The sequence below is a fragment of the Micromonospora sp. USAFONa4 genome, from assembly GCF_057197825.1.
In genome coordinates this window covers 1842851-1860189 of sequence record NZ_CM170072.1, presented here as the reverse complement: position 1 = coordinate 1860189, position 17339 = coordinate 1842851, and the positions used below count along the sequence as shown (strand labels likewise).

At 71.7% G+C, this 17339-nt stretch carries 17 protein-coding genes; 11 read left to right on the top strand and 6 right to left on the bottom strand.

Features of this window, described 5'->3' with window-relative positions; all coding sequences use genetic code 11:
* The first annotated feature begins 62 nt into the window (after nt 1-62).
* The 7 genes from lepA (at nt 63) to AC0OO9_RS07670 (ending at nt 7154) form a co-directional block, all read left to right on the top strand.
* Nucleotides 63-1940 carry a translation elongation factor 4 gene (lepA, locus tag AC0OO9_RS07700; protein ID WP_421453311.1) on the top strand — a complete coding sequence of 626 codons (1878 nt, stop codon included), beginning with the start codon at nt 63-65 and terminating at the stop codon, nt 1938-1940.
* A 335-nt stretch (nt 1941-2275) separates the two neighbouring features.
* Entirely contained in the window at nt 2276-2563 is a 288-nt protein-coding gene (locus AC0OO9_RS07695; protein ID WP_088998878.1) for a GlsB/YeaQ/YmgE family stress response membrane protein, read from the top strand.
* A gap of 259 nt (nt 2564-2822) precedes the next feature.
* Nucleotides 2823-3110 (top strand): GlsB/YeaQ/YmgE family stress response membrane protein, encoded by a 288-nt coding sequence (locus tag AC0OO9_RS07690; protein WP_088998878.1) that lies wholly within the window; start codon nt 2823-2825, stop codon nt 3108-3110.
* Between the two features lie 228 nt (nt 3111-3338).
* Entirely contained in the window at nt 3339-4628 is a 1290-nt protein-coding gene (locus tag AC0OO9_RS07685; RefSeq protein WP_151452807.1) for a sugar ABC transporter substrate-binding protein, read from the top strand.
* The gene (locus AC0OO9_RS07680; RefSeq protein ID WP_484516590.1) at nt 4625-5611 is read left to right on the top strand and encodes a carbohydrate ABC transporter permease; all 987 of its coding nucleotides are present in this window, start codon (nt 4625-4627) and stop codon (nt 5609-5611) included. Before AC0OO9_RS07685 ends, AC0OO9_RS07680 begins: the two co-directional genes overlap by 4 nt.
* Entirely contained in the window at nt 5608-6465 is an 858-nt protein-coding gene (locus AC0OO9_RS07675; RefSeq protein ID WP_484516588.1) for a carbohydrate ABC transporter permease, read from the top strand. The genes AC0OO9_RS07680 and AC0OO9_RS07675 overlap by 4 nt, the downstream gene beginning before the upstream one ends.
* Before the next feature lie 47 nt (nt 6466-6512).
* A complete protein-coding gene (locus tag AC0OO9_RS07670; protein ID WP_151452810.1) occupies nt 6513-7154 on the top strand; it encodes an MOSC domain-containing protein in 642 nt (213 codons plus the stop codon).
* 88 nt (nt 7155-7242) lie between these two features.
* Here the strand turns inward: AC0OO9_RS07670 and AC0OO9_RS07665 are convergent, their stop codons facing one another.
* The 3 genes from AC0OO9_RS07665 to AC0OO9_RS07655 all read right to left on the bottom strand — a co-directional run bounded on the left by AC0OO9_RS07665 (nt 7243) and on the right by AC0OO9_RS07655 (nt 10211).
* The gene (locus tag AC0OO9_RS07665) at nt 7243-8145 is read right to left on the bottom strand and encodes a phytanoyl-CoA dioxygenase family protein (protein WP_484516586.1); all 903 of its coding nucleotides are present in this window, start codon (nt 8143-8145) and stop codon (nt 7243-7245) included.
* A 222-nt stretch (nt 8146-8367) separates the two neighbouring features.
* A complete protein-coding gene (locus AC0OO9_RS07660; RefSeq protein WP_484516584.1) occupies nt 8368-9228 on the bottom strand; it encodes a hypothetical protein in 861 nt (286 codons plus the stop codon).
* A gap of 179 nt (nt 9229-9407) precedes the next feature.
* Nucleotides 9408-10211, bottom strand: a complete 804-nt coding sequence (locus AC0OO9_RS07655; protein ID WP_421453295.1) for an enoyl-CoA hydratase-related protein — start codon at nt 10209-10211, stop codon at nt 9408-9410.
* A 20-nt stretch (nt 10212-10231) separates the two neighbouring features.
* Here AC0OO9_RS07655 and hemW point away from each other — a divergent pair, with 20 nt between their 5' ends.
* Entirely contained in the window at nt 10232-11455 is a 1224-nt protein-coding gene (gene hemW / locus AC0OO9_RS07650) for a radical SAM family heme chaperone HemW (RefSeq protein WP_484516582.1), read from the top strand.
* A gap of 40 nt (nt 11456-11495) precedes the next feature.
* Here the strand turns inward: hemW and AC0OO9_RS07645 are convergent, their stop codons facing one another.
* Complete coding sequence (locus AC0OO9_RS07645; protein WP_484516580.1) at nt 11496-12194, bottom strand: DUF4870 domain-containing protein; 699 nt, start codon at nt 12192-12194, stop codon at nt 11496-11498.
* Between the two features lie 244 nt (nt 12195-12438).
* Between AC0OO9_RS07645 and hrcA the strand changes: the two genes are divergently transcribed.
* The 3 genes from hrcA (at nt 12439) to AC0OO9_RS07630 (ending at nt 15462) form a co-directional block, all read left to right on the top strand.
* Entirely contained in the window at nt 12439-13461 is a 1023-nt protein-coding gene (hrcA, locus tag AC0OO9_RS07640; protein WP_151452815.1) for a heat-inducible transcriptional repressor HrcA, read from the top strand.
* A 73-nt stretch (nt 13462-13534) separates the two neighbouring features.
* Nucleotides 13535-14680, top strand: coding sequence for a molecular chaperone DnaJ (dnaJ, locus tag AC0OO9_RS07635; protein ID WP_192581261.1), 1146 nt, complete (start codon nt 13535-13537; stop codon nt 14678-14680).
* Nucleotides 14681-14727: 47 nt separating this feature from the next.
* On the top strand, nt 14728-15462 hold the full coding sequence (locus AC0OO9_RS07630) for a 16S rRNA (uracil(1498)-N(3))-methyltransferase (protein WP_484516578.1): 735 nt from the start codon (nt 14728-14730) through the stop codon (nt 15460-15462).
* Nucleotides 15463-15574: 112 nt separating this feature from the next.
* Here the strand turns inward: AC0OO9_RS07630 and ppk2 are convergent, their stop codons facing one another.
* Together ppk2 and AC0OO9_RS07620 are read right to left on the bottom strand one after the other, a co-directional pair.
* Nucleotides 15575-16483, bottom strand: coding sequence for a polyphosphate kinase 2 (gene ppk2 / locus AC0OO9_RS07625; RefSeq protein WP_151452819.1), 909 nt, complete (start codon nt 16481-16483; stop codon nt 15575-15577).
* Nucleotides 16484-16557: 74 nt separating this feature from the next.
* Complete coding sequence (locus AC0OO9_RS07620; protein ID WP_121400873.1) at nt 16558-17319, bottom strand: SDR family NAD(P)-dependent oxidoreductase; 762 nt, start codon at nt 17317-17319, stop codon at nt 16558-16560.
* Nucleotides 17320-17339: the final 20 nt, after the last annotated feature.

Here is a 17339-nt window from a genome sequence, read left to right as displayed (position 1 = left end):
GAGCATAGAGGGGGCCGGCGACGTGCCGGCCCGCTCACGTCAGCCGATCAGAACGGACCGCTGTGCCACCGACGCTCGATTCCGGCGCGAACGCTCCTGGTGCCACCGACCCGGCGCGCATCCGGAACTTCTGCATCATCGCCCACATCGACCACGGGAAGTCGACCCTGGCCGACCGGATGTTGCAGCTCACCGGCGTGGTCGACCCCCGGCAGATGCGTGCGCAGTACCTCGACCGGATGGACATCGAGCGCGAGCGCGGCATCACGATCAAGAGCCAGGCCGTCCGGATGCCCTGGACCATCCGGGAGGGCGACCGGGCCGGCGAGACCGCCGTGCTGAACATGATCGACACCCCGGGCCACGTCGACTTCACCTACGAGGTGTCCCGGTCGCTGGCCGCCTGCGAGGGCGCGGTCCTGCTGGTCGACGCCGCGCAGGGCATCGAGGCGCAGACCCTGGCGAACCTCTACCTGGCGCTCGAGAACGACCTGCACGTCATCCCGGTGCTCAACAAGATCGACCTGCCGGCCGCCCAGCCGGAGAAGTACGCCGAGGAGCTGGCCCACCTCATCGGCGGCGACCCGGCGGACTGCATCAAGGTCTCCGGCAAGACCGGCGAGGGCGTGCCGTACCTGCTCGACGAGATCGTCCGGCAGTTCAAGCCCCCGGTCGGCGACGCGGAGGCGTCCGCCCGCGCCATGATCTTCGACTCGGTCTACGACGTCTACCGGGGCGTGGTCACCTACGTCCGGGTCATCGACGGGCGGATCAGCGCCCGCGACCGGATCAAGATGATGTCCACCGCCGCCGTGCACGAGCTGCTGGAGATCGGCGTCATCTCGCCCGAGATGGTGAAGGCCGACGCGCTCGGCGTCGGCGAGGTGGGTTACCTCATCACCGGCGTGAAGGACGTCCGCCAGTCCCGGGTCGGTGACACGATCACCATCAACTCGCGGCCGGCAAAGGAGGCACTCGGCGGCTACAAGGACCCGAAGCCGATGGTCTACTCGGGCCTCTACCCGATCGACGGCTCCGACTACCCCAACCTGCGCGAGGCGCTGGACAAGCTCAAGCTCAACGACGCCGCGCTCGACTACGAGCCGGAGACGTCGGGCGCGCTCGGCTTCGGCTTCCGGTGCGGCTTCCTCGGCCTGCTGCACCTGGAGATCATCCGGGAGCGGCTGGAGCGCGAGTACAACCTCGACCTCATCTCCACCGCCCCGAACGTGGTCTACCGGGCCATCACCGAGGACGGCGAGGAGATCGTCGTGACGAACCCGAGCGAGTACCCCACGGGCAAGATCGCCGAGGTGTACGAGCCGGTCGTGCGCGCCACGGTGCTCACCCCGAACGACTACGTCGGCGCGGTGATGGAGCTCTGCCAGGGCCGGCGGGGCAGCCTGCTCGGCATGGACTACCTCTCCGCCGACCGGGTCGAACTGCGTTACACGCTGCCCCTCGCGGAGATCATCTTCGACTTCTTCGACCAGTTGAAGAGCCGCACCAAGGGCTACGCGTCGCTGGACTACGAGCCCTCCGGCGAGCAGGCGTCCGACCTGGTGAAGGTCGACATCCTGCTGCACGGCGAGCCCGTGGACGCGTTCAGCGCGATCGTGCACAAGGACAAGGCGTACAACTACGGCGTCACGATCGCGGCGAAGCTGCGCAACCTGATCCCGCGCCAGCAGTTCGAGGTGCCGATCCAGGCGGCGATCGGCAGCCGGGTGATCGCCCGGGAGACCATCCGGGCGATCCGCAAGGACGTGCTCGCCAAGTGCTACGGCGGTGACATCAGCCGCAAGCGCAAGCTGCTGGAGAAGCAGAAGGAGGGCAAGAAGCGGATGAAGATGGTGGGCCGGGTGGAGGTCCCCCAGGAGGCCTTCATCGCCGCGCTCTCCTCCGACTCCGGCGACGGGAAGGCCCCCGGCAAGAAGTGACCCGCCGCCGGTGCGTCCGGCGGATGACGACGTACGACGGCCGGCGCCCCGGCCGGGCTGCGGACCCCTCGGGGTCCCGCCCGGCCCGGGGCGCCGGCCGTTCGCGTCGGAGGAATTTTTCAGCCCCGTGGCGCCCGCGCTCCGCCCGCCGGGCAGAAGGGCACCACCTGCGCGAATGATCGTGCGGGCGTGGTCGCCGCCGGTGCGCCATTGATGTACGACGTCGTCCTTCGTCGGTCGAACCGGTTTGGGTTTTCTGCGGGTCGGGAACTTAGCGGTCACGACAGGAACACCACAGACAGTGGAACTGATTCTTTTTGAAGGAGGAGGGCGACGTGGAGCTCACCGTTTGGGGCATCGTCACTGCGCTCATCGTTGGTCTTATCGTCGGCGCTCTGGGTCGCCTGCTCGTGCCGGGCCGCCAGAACATGCCGATGTGGCTGCACATGCTGATCGGTGTCGGCGCCGCGCTGCTGGGCACCGTGCTGGCCCGGGCGATGGGCATCGCCACCTCGACCGCCGGCATCGACTGGGGCGAGCTGCTGGTCCAGGTGGTGCTGGCTGCGATCGCCGTGGCCCTGGTGGCCGGTGTGGGTCGTCGCCGCAGCGTCACCCACCGGTAATCCCCGTACCGCTCGACGGGCGTCCGACCGCACAGGTCGGGCGCCCGTTTCGCGTACGCCCCGGGGCCCTTCGCGGGCAGTCCGGGGCATCCGTCCGTCCGGTCCCGGCTGCGCTGTGGCGGTGCCGGAAGTCCGGTCTGGAGCGTGCCGAACCGGTGCCCCAGAAAAGCGGTTTGGAATTTCGGCGGGTCGGGAACTTAGCGGTCACGACAGGAACACCACAGATCGTGGAACTGACTTTCTCAAGGAGGAGGGCGACATGGAGCTCACCGTTTGGGGCATCGTCACTGCGCTCATCGTCGGTCTCATTGTCGGCGCTCTGGGTCGCCTGCTCGTGCCGGGCCGCCAGAACATGCCGATGTGGCTGCACATGCTGATCGGTGTCGGCGCCGCGCTGCTGGGCACCGTGCTGGCCCGGGCGATGGGCATCGCCACCTCGACCGCCGGCATCGACTGGGGCGAGCTGCTGGTCCAGGTGGTGCTGGCTGCGATCGCCGTGGCGCTGGTCGCCGGTGTGGGTCGTCGCCGCAGCGTCACCCACCGGTAATCCCCGTACCGCTCGACGGGCGTCCGACCGCACAGGTCGGGCGCCCGTTTCGCGTACGCCCCGATCGTCTGGGTGCGCCCGGTTTCGCCCCCGCGCCCGGCCGCGCGTGATCGACCCGCTGCGGTACCGTCGCCTCTCTTTCGCCAGCCGCCCACTGTCGTAAAGGAATTTTTCCTACTAAGGTGCGGCGGAGAAGGTTAGTGCCAAGCGGCGCGAGGGAGATGTGGCGTGAACAGGTGGAAGCGGCTGGCTCCGGTCACCGCCGTCGTGGCCTCGGCCGCGATGGTCCTGGCCGGTTGCGGTGGCTCGGATGACGACAAGGCCGCCGACAACAGCAAGCTGACGGTCTGGATGATGGGCGAGGGCAGCGAGGCGCAGACCAAGTTCCTCGACGGCGTCGAGACCGAGTTCCGGCAGAAGCACCCGGACACGGACGTGGTGGTCCAGTACATCCCCTGGCTCGAGGCGCCGAAGAAGTTCCAGGCCGCGCTCGCCGGTGGCGAGGGGCCGGACATCACCGAGCTGGGCAACACCGAGACCCAGGGCTGGGCGGCGCAGGAGGCGCTGGCCGACGTGACCGACCGGATGAACGGCTGGACCGAGGGCAAGGACCTCCTCCCCGACCTGGTCAAGAACGCCCAGCTCGACGGCAAGCAGTACGGCGTCCCGTGGTACGCCGGCGTCCGGGGGATGTACTACCGCGCCGACTGGTTCGCCGAGGCGGGCGTGAAGCCGCCGACCAACTGGGACGAGCTGGTCGCCGCCGCCAAGACCGTGCAGGCCAAGAAGCCGGGCACCTACGGCATCGCGTTGCCGGGCAACTCCGAGCTGCCCTTCTACTCGTTCCTGTGGGGCGCCGGCGCGGAGATCGCCACGCAGCAGGGCGACTCCTGGAAGTCCGGCTACAACACGCCCGAGGCGCAGAAGGCCGTCAAGTTCTGGACCGACCTGGTGACCGTGCACAAGGTGGCCCCGCCGGCCGCCGCGGGCTGGAACGAGATCGACGCCCGGACCCAGTTCGCCACCGGCAAGGCGGCGATGGCCTTCGGCGGCAGCTGGCAGCAGGGCGCCATCAAGAAGGACAACCCGGAGATCGAGAAGGTCTGGGGCACGTTCCCGATCCCCGGCCCCGACGGCAAGGCGGCACCCGGCTTCGCCGGCGGCTCCGACGTCGCGATCTGGAAGGACAGCGAGCGGCAGGACCTCGCCTGGGACTACCTGACCGTGCTGGTGAACAAGAAGAACGACCAGGCCTTCGCCGACAGCCTCGGCTTCTTCCCGGTCTACAAGGACCTGGTCGGCGGCGACAAGTACGCCAACGACAAGATCATGTCGGCGTTCGCCACCACGATGCAGAACACCAAGCTCACGCCGCTCACCCCGAAGTGGGTGGAGGTCAGCCGGACCAAGACGGTGACCCAGGCGATGAACAGCTCGGTCATGAAGGGTCAGAAGACGGTCGAGAAGGCTACCGCCGACGCGGCCGCGGAGATGGAAAGCATCCTCAACGCCAAGTGACCACGCTGACCGAGGCGCCGGAGACGGCCGCCGCGCGGGAGACCCCCGCGCGGCGGCGTCGCCGGGTGGACCGCCTGCCCTACCTGCTGCTCCTGCCCTGCCTGGTGATCATCGGCGTGCTGCTGCTCTGGCCGCTCGGCCAGGTGGTGGTGATGTCCTTCCACCAGCTCAACAACGTCCGACAGCTGCGCGGCGACCGTGAGTGGCCGTGGGTGGGCTTCGGCAACTACGCCGAGATCCTCAGCGATCCGTTCTTCCTGACGGTGCTGCGCAACACCGTGCTCTTCGCGGTGGCCAACGTCGTGCTCACGATGATCCTGGGCACCCTGGTCGGGCTGCTGCTCAACCGGCTCGGCAAGAAGATGGCCGCCTTCGTGGCCAGCTGCGTGATGCTCGCCTGGGCCACCCCCGCGCTGACCGGCACGATCGTCTGGAAATGGATCTTCGACGACACGAGCGGCCTGGTCACCTGGTTGTTCAACGCGCTGCCCGACGGGCTGTCGCAGGGCCTCTTCGGGCGCAGCGACTGGACGGGCTACGGCTGGTTCAACTCGCCCCTGCTGTTCTTCTCGATCCTGACGCTGGTGGTGGTCTGGCACTCGTTCCCGTTCATCGCGGTCAGCGTGCTCGCCGGCCTGAAGAGCGTGCCGAGCGAGCTGCACGAGGCGGCCCGGGTCGACGGGGCCGGCCCGTGGAAGGTGTTCTGGAAGATCACCTTCCCGCTGCTGCGGCCGGTCTTCGGGATCCTGATCGTGCTCTCCACGATCTGGGACTTCAAGGTCTTCACCCAGCAGTTCGTGCTGGCCGGCGGCACGCAGGACCGGCCGACGTTCATGCTCTCCATCTACTCGTACGCGGAGGCGTTCTCACCCCCGCCGAAGTACGGTCTCGGCGCCGCCATCGCGGTGATCCTCACCCTGATCCTGCTGGTGGTGACCGGCCTCTACGTCCGCATGGTGCTCAAGCAGGAGGAGGACGCGTGACGCGACGCGGAGGCGGCGGGGGCGCGAAGCGACTCGCGCTCAACGGCGCGGGGCTGCTGGTGGCGCTCTTCGCCGCGTTCCCGGTCTACTGGATGATCTCGACCTCGCTGAAGCCGAGTTCGGAGATCTTCTCGTCCACCCCCCGGCCGGTGCCCACCGAGCCGACCCTGGAGCACTACCGGCAGATCCTCACCGGGAACCTGATCCCGGGCGTCACCTTCGGCGACTTCTTCCTCAACAGCGCGCTGGTCGCGGTCTGCACCGTGGTGCTCAGCGGGCTGGTGGCGCTGCTGGCCGCCACCGCCGTGGCCCGGTTCCGGTTCAAGCTGCGGACGACCTTCCTGATCATGCTGCTGATAGTGCAGATGATCCCGCTGGAGGCGCTGGTCATCCCGTTGTTCCTGATGATCCAGCGGCTCGGGCTCTACAACACCCTGCCGAGCCTGATCCTCACCTACCTCGGCTTCTCGCTGCCGTTCGCGGTGTGGATGCTGCGCGGCTTCGTCGCCGCGGTGCCCAAGGAACTGGAGGAGGCCGCCGCCATCGACGGGGCCAGCCGGGCGCAGATCTTCCGCAAGGTCCTCTTCCCGCTGGTGGCGCCCGGGCTGGTGGCCACGAGCATCTTCTCGTTCATCACCGCCTGGAACGAGCTGATCTTCGCGTTGACCTTCATCAACGACCAGGAGAGCTACACCCTGCCGGTCGCGATGACGTTCTTCTTCGGCCGCGACGACACCGCCTGGGGCCCGGTGATGGCCGCGTCCACGCTGTTCACCCTGCCGGTGATCATCTTCTTCCTGCTGGTGCAGCGGCGGATGGTCTCCGGGCTGGTGGCCGGCGCCGTCAAGGGTTGACCCCGCATGCGTCGGGACGGTCTGTGGGGCGGGCTAGGCTGGCCGCCATGACGGGCAGGCTGGCTTCGGTGAACCTCGGCGGCGTGACCGAGGCGGAATGGGCGGGCGACGCGAGCGGTCGCAGCGGCATCGACAAGCGGCCGGTCGGCGGCCCGGTGCTGCTGCGCGTGGACGGGGTGGCCGGCGACTTCATCGGCGAACGCGCCCACCACGGCGGTCCGGAGCAGGCGGTCTACGCGTACGCCGAGGAGGACGCGTCCTGGTGGGCGGGGGAGATGGGCCGCAGCATCCGCCCCGGCGGCTTCGGGGAGAACCTGACCACGTACGCGGTGGACGTGACGGGCGCCGTGATCGGCGAGCAGTGGGCGGTCGGGTCCGCCCTGCTCCAGGTGACCAAGCCGCGCACGCCGTGCACCACCTTCGCCGGCTTCTGGGGCGTACCGGACCTGATCAAACGGTTCACGGTACGGGCGACGCCCGGGGCGTACCTGCGGGTGCTGCGCGAGGGGGAGGTCGGCGCGGGGGACCCGGTCGAGGTGGTGGACCGGCCCGCGCACGGGGTGACGATCGGCGAGGTGTTCCGGGCACTGAGCCTGGAGCCTGAGCTGCTGCCCCGGCTGCTCGACGCGCCCGACCTGCCGGACGGGGTCCGGGAGAAGGTGCGCCGCCGGCTCGCCGGCCGGAGCTGACGGCGGGCGGCTGAACGGGAACGGGCCCCGTCCCGTGGGGGAGGGGGCCCGTCCGACGTCGGCTCGGCGCGCGCGCCGGGTGACCGGCTCAGCGCAGCCAGGGCACGTTGCGGTCGAGCAGGCCGCGCTGCTTGAGCTCCTTGCGCAGCGGGATCTCGTCGTCGATGTAGCCGTCCCAGTTGATGCCCCAGTAGTTGGCGGTGTGGGTGCCCTCACCGCAGAGCTGGCGCTGCACCGGCGTGCGGTTGGCCCACCACTCGCCGTCCTTGTCGATGTGCAGCTCGTCCAGCGGGCGGATCCACCGGTAGGTGTAGCCGACGAAGAGCATCTTGCGGGTGATGGTCGACAGGTTGGTGGACCGCGAGTGCCACTGGCGGCGGTCGAAGATGAAGGCGTCACCGGGGTTGGCGGTGATCTCCACCGTGCCCTCGGGGTCCGGGTTGTGCACGGAGGTGTCCTCCGGGCGGGGCAGCGAGTTCCACAGGTGGCTGCCCGGGATCACCTTGGTGGCGCCCCGGCCGTTCTCCGACAGGTCGGAGAGGACGTAGGCCACCTTGAGCGAGAACATCGGCCGGGGCAGGTTCGGGTCCATCGTCTCCGGGTCGGAGTTCTGCCGGTAGCCGTCCTGGTGCCACCCCCAGTAGGGCTTCTCCGGCTCCGCCGCCGGCGGGGTGACGTCCAGGTGGTTGTGGTGGGTGTAGATGTTCCAGCCGGCCAGGCCCCACATGTACGGGAAGGCGATCGGGTGGGTCAGCAGGTCGCCGAAGAGTTCGTCGCGCTCCAGGAAGCCCAGCAGGTGCAGGGTGCCGTCCTTGGTGGTGGTGCCCTTCGCCTTCTCCTCGGCGTAGACGCGGTCCACCGCCGCCTCCAGCGCCGCCCGGTGGTCCTCCGTCAGGACGTTGCGCAGCAGGAGGAAGCCCTGCTCGTGGAATTCCTTGCGGTCGGTGTCACTGATCGGTTCGTAACCGGTCCGGTCGCCGTAGTCGAACACTTCGACGTACCCCTCCCCATGAGGCGAAACCATTGCTGGCACAGGCCGCCGATCGTAACCCGCTGGTTTCGGGGCGGGGTACTGCCCAGCACGATATGCGACCGTTGTCCGGACTGTGGGGAGCGGCGCGGTGACGATCCGTCAGAGCCGGGTGGCGTGACGGGAGCTATCGCCGGTAATGCCGGTTTACGCGGTGACTGCCGGTAAGGAGATCGGGGGTCACTACGCCTCGGCGAAGACCTCCGCGACGACCCGCCCGGTGGCCGGCGTGTCGTCGGTCCGGTTCCAGGTGCCGTCGCGGGCCGTCCACTCCAGGTCGCCGAAGCGCACCCGCTTCACGCCGTGGTCCTGGGCGTGCGAGACGAGCCAGTGCGCGTACCGCCAGCCCCGCAGCTCGTCGGCGGCCGGGACCGTCAGGCCCGTCAGGTCCGCCGCGGTGGTCGCGCCGGCCAGGCCCCAGTCCAACGACAGGCCGCGGGTCAGCGCGGTCGCCGCGGCCTCGCCGCGCATCGCCGGGTCGCGGCCCACCGTGCAGGCGACCGCCCCGGTGGCGTGCCCGAGCAGGGCCCGGGTCAGCACCTCGGACTCGTCGGCCCACTTCTCGTACGCCTCCGGGAAGGCCGAGCGCTGCACCTTCTGCGCCGCGTCGGTGACCCGCATCTGCTCCCAGCCGCGCACCTTCTTCAGCCCGGCGTAGAACTTCCTGGCCGCGTACCGGGGGTCGCGGATCTGCTCCGGGGTGCCCCACCCCTGGCTGGGACGCTGCTGGAACAGCCCGACCGAGTCGCGGTCGCCGCCGGCGAGGTTGCGCAGGCCGGATTCCTGGTAGGCGGTGGCCAGCGCCACGACGACGGCCCGCTCGGGCATCTTCCGCTGGATGCCGATGGCCGCGATCGTCGCCGCGTTGGCCATCTGGTCGGGGTCCAGCGCCACCCGGCCGTCCGCCTGCACCGTGCAGGTCCGGCTGGCCAGGGGGAGGCGCAACTGCCCGCCCATCTGCCGCATGACGATCCAGATCCCGACCGCGACGAGGACGACGAGGACGACACCGCCCGCCACGACTGCCCGAGTACGCACCCACACCCCCTGATCGACAGTCCGACAAGCGTACGTCCCTCGTGGTGCCTTACGGGTCGTCCGACCGGTTCTCCACGAGCGCTGGGCGTGGCCCCGACCCGCCGGGCGGGCGCCCCGGCGGGCCGCCGGGACGCAACCCGCAGTCCCCGCTCACCGCGCGGCCACACCCCCGCCCCGGCCCGGTGTCACCGCTCGGCGCCCGCGTCGCCGTCGGCGGGCACCCAGCGCGCCGGCCGCTTCTCCCGGAACGCCAGGACGCCCTCGCGTCCCTCCTCCGACAGGAAGTACCCGGTCGAGAGGGTGGACAGGCCGGCGATCTCCGCCCGCAGGTCCGCGGCGGGCGGCCGGCGCAGCAACTGCTTCGCCCCGGCCAGCGCGCCCGGTGCCCCCCGCACCAGAGAGTCGCAGTACCCCGCAACCGCCGCGTCCAGTCCGTCCGCCGGCACGGCGGCGGTGACCAGGCCGATCTCGGCCGCCCGCCGGCCGTCGAAGGTGTCGCCGGTCAGGTAGAGCTCGGCCGCCGCGCGGGGGTGCAGGCGGGGCAGCACGGTTGCGGAGATCACCGCCGGCACCACGCCGATCCGCACCTCGGTGAAGGCGAACGTCGCCTCCCGCGCGCACACCGCCAGGTCGGCCGCCGCGATGAGACCGAGGCCGCCCGCCCGGGCCGGGCCGGCCACCTTCGCCACCACCGGCTTCGGGCACTCCCAGACCGCCGCGAGCACGTCGCCGAGCATCCCGGCCGGCACGCTCCCGCTGGCGTACGCGGCGGCCGTCTCCTTCAGGTCCGCGCCGGAGCAGAAGACCGGGCCGGTGTGGTCGAGCACGATCACGCGTACGGCGTCGTCGGCGACCGCCTCGGCGAGCCCGGCCAGCAGCTGGGTCATCAGCGGCGTGGAGAGCGCGTTGCGGTTGTGCGGGCTGTCCAGGGTGAGCGTGGTCACCCCACGGGCCGTGGCGACCCGTACGAGCGCGTCGGGAGAGGTCATGGAAGGGCACACTAGTGGCCATGCCCGGCGTCCTTCCAGAAGGCGAAACCGTCCCCGTCGACGGGTCGCTGCCCGCCACCGCCACCCGTGCCGTCGGCGCGCGCGGCTTCGGCGTGTACGTGCACGTGCCGTTCTGCGCCAGCCGCTGCGGCTACTGCGACTTCAACACGTACACGGCCGCCGAGCTGGGCGGCGGGGCGGGCCGGGAGGACTACGCCGACACCGTGCTGGCCGAGCTGGCGCTCGCCCGCCGGGTGCTGGGCGACGCACCGCCGCCCCGGGTGGACACGGTCTTCGTCGGCGGCGGCACCCCGACCCTGCTCCCCGCCGACGACCTGGCCCGGATCCTCGACGGCATCGACCGCACCTGGGGGCTCGCGCCCGGCGCCGAGGTGACCACCGAGGCAAACCCGGAGTCGGTCACGCCCGAGTCGCTGAAGGCGCTGCGGGCCGCCGGCTACACCCGGATCTCGCTGGGCATGCAGTCCGCCGCGCCGGGGGTGCTGGCGATCCTCGACCGCACGCACAGCGCCGGCCGGGCCGTCGCCGCCGCCCGCGAGGCGCGCGACGCCGGGTTCGACCACGTCAACCTGGACCTCATCTACGGCACGCCGGGGGAGACCGAGGCGGATTTCGCCGCCTCCCTCGACCAGGTCGTCGCCGCCGGGGTGGACCACGTCAGCGCGTACGCCCTGATCGTGGAGGACGGCACCCGGCTGGCCGCCCGGATGCGGCGCGGCGAGCTGCCGTATCCCTCCGACGACGTCGCCGCGGACCGCTACCTCGCCGCGGACGCCGCCCTCGGCGCGGCCGGCCTCTCCTGGTACGAGGTGTCGAACTGGGCCCGCGACGAGGCGGCCCGGTGCCGGCACAACCTGCTCTACTGGACCGGGGCCGACTGGTGGGGCCTCGGCCCGGGGGCGCACAGCCACGTCGGCGGCGTGCGCTGGTGGAACGTCAAGCACCCCACGACGTACGCGAAGCGGCTGGCGGCGGGCGGCTCGCCCGGCCTGGCCCGCGAGGTGCTCACGGCCGACGAGGCGCACATGGAGGACGTCATGCTCCGGCTGCGCCTCGCCTCCGGGCTGCCCCTGGACGCCCTCGACGACGCCGGCCGGGCCGGCGCCGCGCGGGCCCTCGCCGACGGGCTGCTGGCCGCCGACGAGCACGCGGCCGGTAGGGCCGTGCTGACCCTGCGGGGCCGGCTGCTCGCCGACGCGGTCGTCCGCGACCTGCTGCCCTGAGCCGCGTGCCGGGGCCGGCCGGGGGAGCGGCCGACCCGGGTCACTTGGTGAAGGTGTAGGTCAGCGGGTAGCGGTAGAGCACGCCCTCGTTGGCCTTGAGCCCGCCGATGACGCCGAAGATCAGCGGCACCAGCCAGACGAGCATGGGGACGAAGAACAGCACCCCGCAGGTGATCAGCGTGACCACCCAGCTCAGCACCCCGACGATCGTCCAGGTGAGCTGGAAGTTCAGCGCCGCGGCGGCGTGCGCCCGGGCGGTCGGCGACTGCTGCCCCCGGACCATCAGCGCGATGAGCGGTGCCAGCCAGCCGAGCATGCCGCCGCCGACGATCACGCCGGCCGCGCCGCCGAAGTGGGCGATCAGGGCCCAGTTCTTGTCCTCGTTGCTGGCGTAGCCGCCCGTCGGCGGTCCGTAGCCGCCACCGGCCGGATAGCCGGCCCCCGGCGCTCCGTAGCCGCCGGGCGGTCCGTAGCCGCCGGACGGTGGGTGGTCGCCGGGCGGTCCGTAGCCACCGGGCGGCGGGTAGTCGCCGGGCGGTCCGTAGCCGCCCGACGGCGGCTGGTCACCGGTGGGCGGCGGATAGCCACCGGGTGGAGGATGGCTGCCCGGGCCCGGTGCCCCGGACAGTGGTGCGGTGGGGTCGCCGGAGCCGGCGGGGCCGGGAACCCCCGACGGGGCGGTCGGGTCCGGCGGGAAGCCGGGGTCCCCCGCTCCGGGAGGGCGAGGTGGTTCAGTCATGGAGGTCACGGTAGGGGCAGCCGGCAAGGCGGCACCAGCGCGACACCGGCCGGGACGCCCGGAACACCGGCCCCACGGGGGCGTCGGGCGGGCCCGCGCGGTCGCCGATCGGACTGATCACCCCAGGTCGATCATCGCGCGGGCGGCCCCGCCGACGTAGACTGGCACTCGCTACAGTCGAGTGCCAGCAGCCCGCCCCGGCCCCCCGCGTGCCGGGGCCGACGTGCGACAGGAGGTGGGGAGGATGGGTCTCGACGACCGCAAGCTCGCCGTGCTGCGCGCGATCGTCGAGGACTACGTCGCCACGCAGGAGCCCGTCGGCAGCAAGGCGCTGGTCGAGCGGCACCAGCTGGGGGTCTCACCGGCGACCGTCCGCAACGACATGGCCGTGCTGGAGGAGGAGGGCTACATCCGCCAGCCGCACACCAGTGCCGGCCGGGTGCCCACCGACCGGGGCTACCGGCTCTTCGTGGACCGGCTGTCCCGGGTGAAGCCGCTCAGCCCGGCCGAGCGCCGGGCGATCGAGCGTTTCCTGGTCGGCGCCGTCGACCTCGACGACGTGGTGCACCGCACCGTCCGGCTGCTGGCGCAACTCACCCGGCAGGTCGCCGTCGTGCAGTACCCGAGCCTGGCCCGTTCCTCGGTGCGCCACCTGGAGCTGGTGCCGATCTCCACCACCCGGCTGATGCTGGTCATGATCGCCGACACCGGCCGGGTCGAGCAGCGGCTGGTCGAGCTGCCCGCGCCGATCCCCGCCGACGACGTCACGGACCTGCGCCGGCTGGTCAACGAGAAGCTGGTCGGCACCCGGCTGTCGGAGACCCCGCCGCTGGTGCAGGCGCTCGTCGAGGAGTCGGTGCCGCACCTGCGTCCGGCCATGACCACCCTCTCCACCGTGCTGCTGGAGACGCTGATCGAGCGGCACGAGGAGCGGATCGCGCTGGCCGGGACGGCCAACCTCACCCGCGGCGGGCTGCTCGACTTCCAGGGCTCCCTGCGCCCCATCCTGGAGGCGCTGGAGGAGGAGGTCGTCATGCTCAAGCTCATCGGCGAGGCGGAGCCGAGCACGACGCGGGTGCTGATCGGCGACGAGAACGAGATCGACAACCTGCGCGCCGCCTCGGTGGTCAGCACCGGCTACGGGCCGGGCGCGACCAGCGTCGGCGGCCTCGGCGTGCTGGGGCCGACCCGGATGGACTACCCCGGCACCATCGCCACGGTGCGGGCCGTGGCACGCTACGTGGGCGAGCTGCTGGCCCAGAACTGACCAGTCAGGGCCGACGGCCGGCTCCGGCCGCCGACCGGCGCAACGCGAGACGAACATGAGGACACGGAACGCAGTGGCCAGGGACTACTACGGCATTCTCGGCGTGAGCCGGGAAGCCTCCGACGACGAGATCAAGCGCGCCTACCGCAAGTTGGCGCGGCAGTTCCACCCGGACGTGAATCCGGATCCGGAGGCCCAGGAGAAGTTCAAGGACATCAACGCCGCGTACGAGGTCCTCTCGGACGACCGGAAACGGCAGATCGTCGACCTGGGCGGTGACCCGCTCGCCCCCGGTGGCGGGGGCGCGGGTGGCCCGGGCGGCCCCGGCGGCGCCGGGCCGTTCGTCGGCTTCCAGGACATCATGGACGCGTTCTTCGGCGGCGCGGCCGGCGGTTCGCGGGGTCCGCGACCGCGGACCCGGCCCGGCGCCGACGCGATCCTGCGGCTGGAGCTGGACCTGCACGAGACCGCGTTCGGCGTCGAGGCGCCGATCACCGTCGACACCGCCGTGCTCTGCACCACCTGCTCCGGCGCCGGCACGGCGGCCGGCACCCACCTGGCCACCTGCGAGGCGTGCGCCGGCCGGGGCGAGGTGCAGTCCGTGCAGCGCACCTTCCTCGGCCAGGTGGTCTCCGCCCGGCCGTGCACGGTCTGCCAGGGCTACGGCACCACCATCCCGCACCCGTGCCCGACCTGCGCCGGCGACGGTCGCGTCCGCACCCGCCGTTCGCTGACCGTCAAGATCCCGGCCGGCGTCGAGGACGGCATGCGCATCCGCCTCGCCCAGCAGGGTGAGGTCGGTCCGGGCGGCGGCACGGCCGGCGACCTCTACGTGGAGATCCACGAGCGCCCCCACGACGTCTACTCCCGCAAGGGCGACGACCTGCACTGCCGCGTCACGGTGCCGATGACCGCGGCGGCCCTCGGCACCCGGCTGACCATCAAGACGCTGGACAGCGAGGAGACGGTCGACGTCAAGGCCGGCACCCAGCCGGGCAGCACGCTGCGGCTGCGCGCCCGGGGCGTGCCGCACCTGCGTGGCACCGGCCGGGGTGACCTCTACGTCCACCTCGACGTGCGCACCCCCACGAAGCTCGACGCCGACCAGGAGAAGATGCTGCGCGACTTCGCCAAGACCCGGGGCGAGGAGGTCGCCGAGCTGACCAAGCAGGGCGGCTTCTTCTCCCGGATGCGCGACGCCTTCAACGGCCACGCCTGAGCGGCCTGACCGCCCCGGCGTCCGTCGGGGCGGCTAGCCTGATCGTCGTGTCCGCGCCGCTGTTCCTGGTCGAGTCGCTGCCCACCGTTGACCAGCTCACCCTGGGCGGCCCCGAGGGGCACCACGCCGCCACGGTGCAACGACTGCGCGTCGGCGAGGAACTCCTGCTCGCCGACGGCCGGGGCGGCACCGCGTCCGCGGTGGTCACGGCCGTCGGCCGGGGCAGCCTCGAACTCGATGTCATCTCCCGGGGGTACGTCGACGCGGCCGTCCCCCGGCTCGTCGTGGTGCAGGGCATCGCCAAGGGCGACCGGGGCGAGCTGGCCGTGCAGGCGATGACCGAGGTCGGGGTGGACGAGATCGTGCCCTGGGCGGCGTCCCGCTCGGTGGCACAGTGGCGCGGCGACCGGGGCGCCCGGGCCCGGGAGAAGTGGGTGGCGACGGCCCGGGAGGCGGCGAAGCAGGCCCGCCGGTCGTGGCTGCCGGTGGTGGCCGGCGCCCCCGACGAGTCCACCGCGACGGTGGCCCGCCGGATCGCGGGCGCCGCCGCGACGTTCGTCCTGCACGAGGAGGCGCGGGAGCGGCTGACCACCGTCGAGCTGCCCGCCGCCGGTGAGATCGTGCTGGTCGTCGGCCCGGAGGGCGGCATCGCCCCGGCCGAGCTGACCGCCTTCACCGAGGCCGGCGCCCGGCCGGTGCGGCTGGGGCCCTCGGTGCTGCGTACGTCGACCGCCGGGGTGGCCGCCCTCAGTGTCCTGGCCACCCGCCTCGGCCACTGGTGACGGCCGGCGGCACCCGACCCGACGGGGTCGGTCACGAGCGGTACCAGCCTGGTCGGCGACCGTCGCCGGCGCGTCGCGGCCCGCCTGGTCGGGGCGAACGCCCGGCGGGGGGTCAGAGCCGGGGAAAGACGTGCACCGTCTGCTCCTCCGGGTCCAGGTCCAGCCCGGCCGGGCCGATGATCAGCGGGTCCGGTACGCCGACCACCTCATGGTCCTTGTCGTAGTAGTCGAAGCGGCTCAGCACGTGGCGCATCGCCTCGATCCGGGCCCGCTTCTTGTCGTTGCTCTTCAACACCGTCCACGGTGCGTCGGCGGTGTCGGTGTAGAAGAACATCGCCTCCTTGGCCTCGGTGTACTCGTCCCACTTGTCGAGCGAGGCGATGTCCATGTCGGAGAGCTTCCACTGCCGCACCGGGTCCACCTGGCGGACGGCGAACCGGGTGCGCTGTTCGTTCTGCGACACCGAGAACCAGAACTTGACCAGGCGGATCCCCGAGCGCACCAGCATCCTCTCCAGTTCGGGGGCCTGGCGGAGGAACTCGAGGTACTCCTTGCGGGTGCAGAAACCCATCACCCGCTCCACCCCGGCGCGGTTGTACCAGGACCGGTCGAACAGCACGATCTCGCCGGCCGCCGGCAGGTGCCCGAGCCACCGCTGGAAGTACCACTGGGTGGACTCCCGCTCGTTCGGCTTGGCGAGGGCCACCACGGACGCGCCGCGCGGATTGAGGTGTTCCATGAAGCGCTTGATCGTCCCGCCTTTGCCGGCCGCGTCGCGCCCCTCGAAGAGGATCACGAGCCGCTCACCGGACTCCCGGATCCAGTCCTGGAGCTTCAGCAGCTCGATCTGGAGCAGCCGCTTGTGGTGGTCGTACTCCGTGCGCTCCATGCGCTCGTCGTACGGGTAGTCCTCCCGCCAGGTGTCCACCGGGCTGCCGTCCGGGCGCAGCAGTACGGGATCGTCGTCGTGACCGTCGACCACCTGGTAGTCGTCGGTGAGGTCCAGCACGCTGTCCGTCATGCCGGCAACCCTTACCCCGGCAGTCTCCAGCGTCACCCCCGCCACGCTGGGAGTTTGTTGAGGAACGAAGCCGGTCAGCTGCGCAGGTAGGAGGCGCCGTTGAGGTCGACGATGGTGCCGGAGGCCCACTCCGCCTGCGGGGAGGCGAGCCAGTGCACGGCGGCGGCGATCTCCTCGGGGCGGGCCACCCGGTTGAACGGGCTCTGCGCCCGGATCGCGGCGCCCCGCTCCCCGCTCAGGTGCCCGGTGGTCATGTCGGTCTCCACGAAGCCCGGGGCGACCGTCGCGATCGTGATGCCGTACGGGGCGAGGGCCACCGCCAGCGACTGCCCCAGCGCGTTCAGCCCCGCCTTGCTCGCCCCGTACGCCGGCTGCTCCGGCTCGCCCCGGAACGCCCCGCGCGAGGAGACGTTGACGATCCGGCCGCCCCGGTCGCGCATGTGCTGCGCGGCGCACCAGATGACGTTGCCCGCGCCGGTCAGGTTGGTCTCCAGCACCTGCCGCCACTGCGCGCGCCACTGCTCGTAGGAGGCGCCGAAGACCGGGTGCGGGGCGTCCCGCTCGCCGTACACCCCGGCGTTGTTGACCAGCACGTCGAGCCCGCCGAGCAGGCCGGCCGCCTCGTCGACCATGGCCCGTACGGCGTCCGGGTCGGTGAGGTCGGCGCGGACCACGACGTGCCCCTCACCGGGCAGTTCGGCGCGTAGCCGTTCGGCCAGCTCCGCCGAGTCCCGGTGGTGGATCGCCACCCGGTCGCCGCCTGCCGCGAACGCGGTCGCCACCGCCCGCCCGATGCCGCGCGAGGCCCCCGTCACCAGTACCGCCCGTGAAGTCACGCCGGCCATCATGCCCGGCC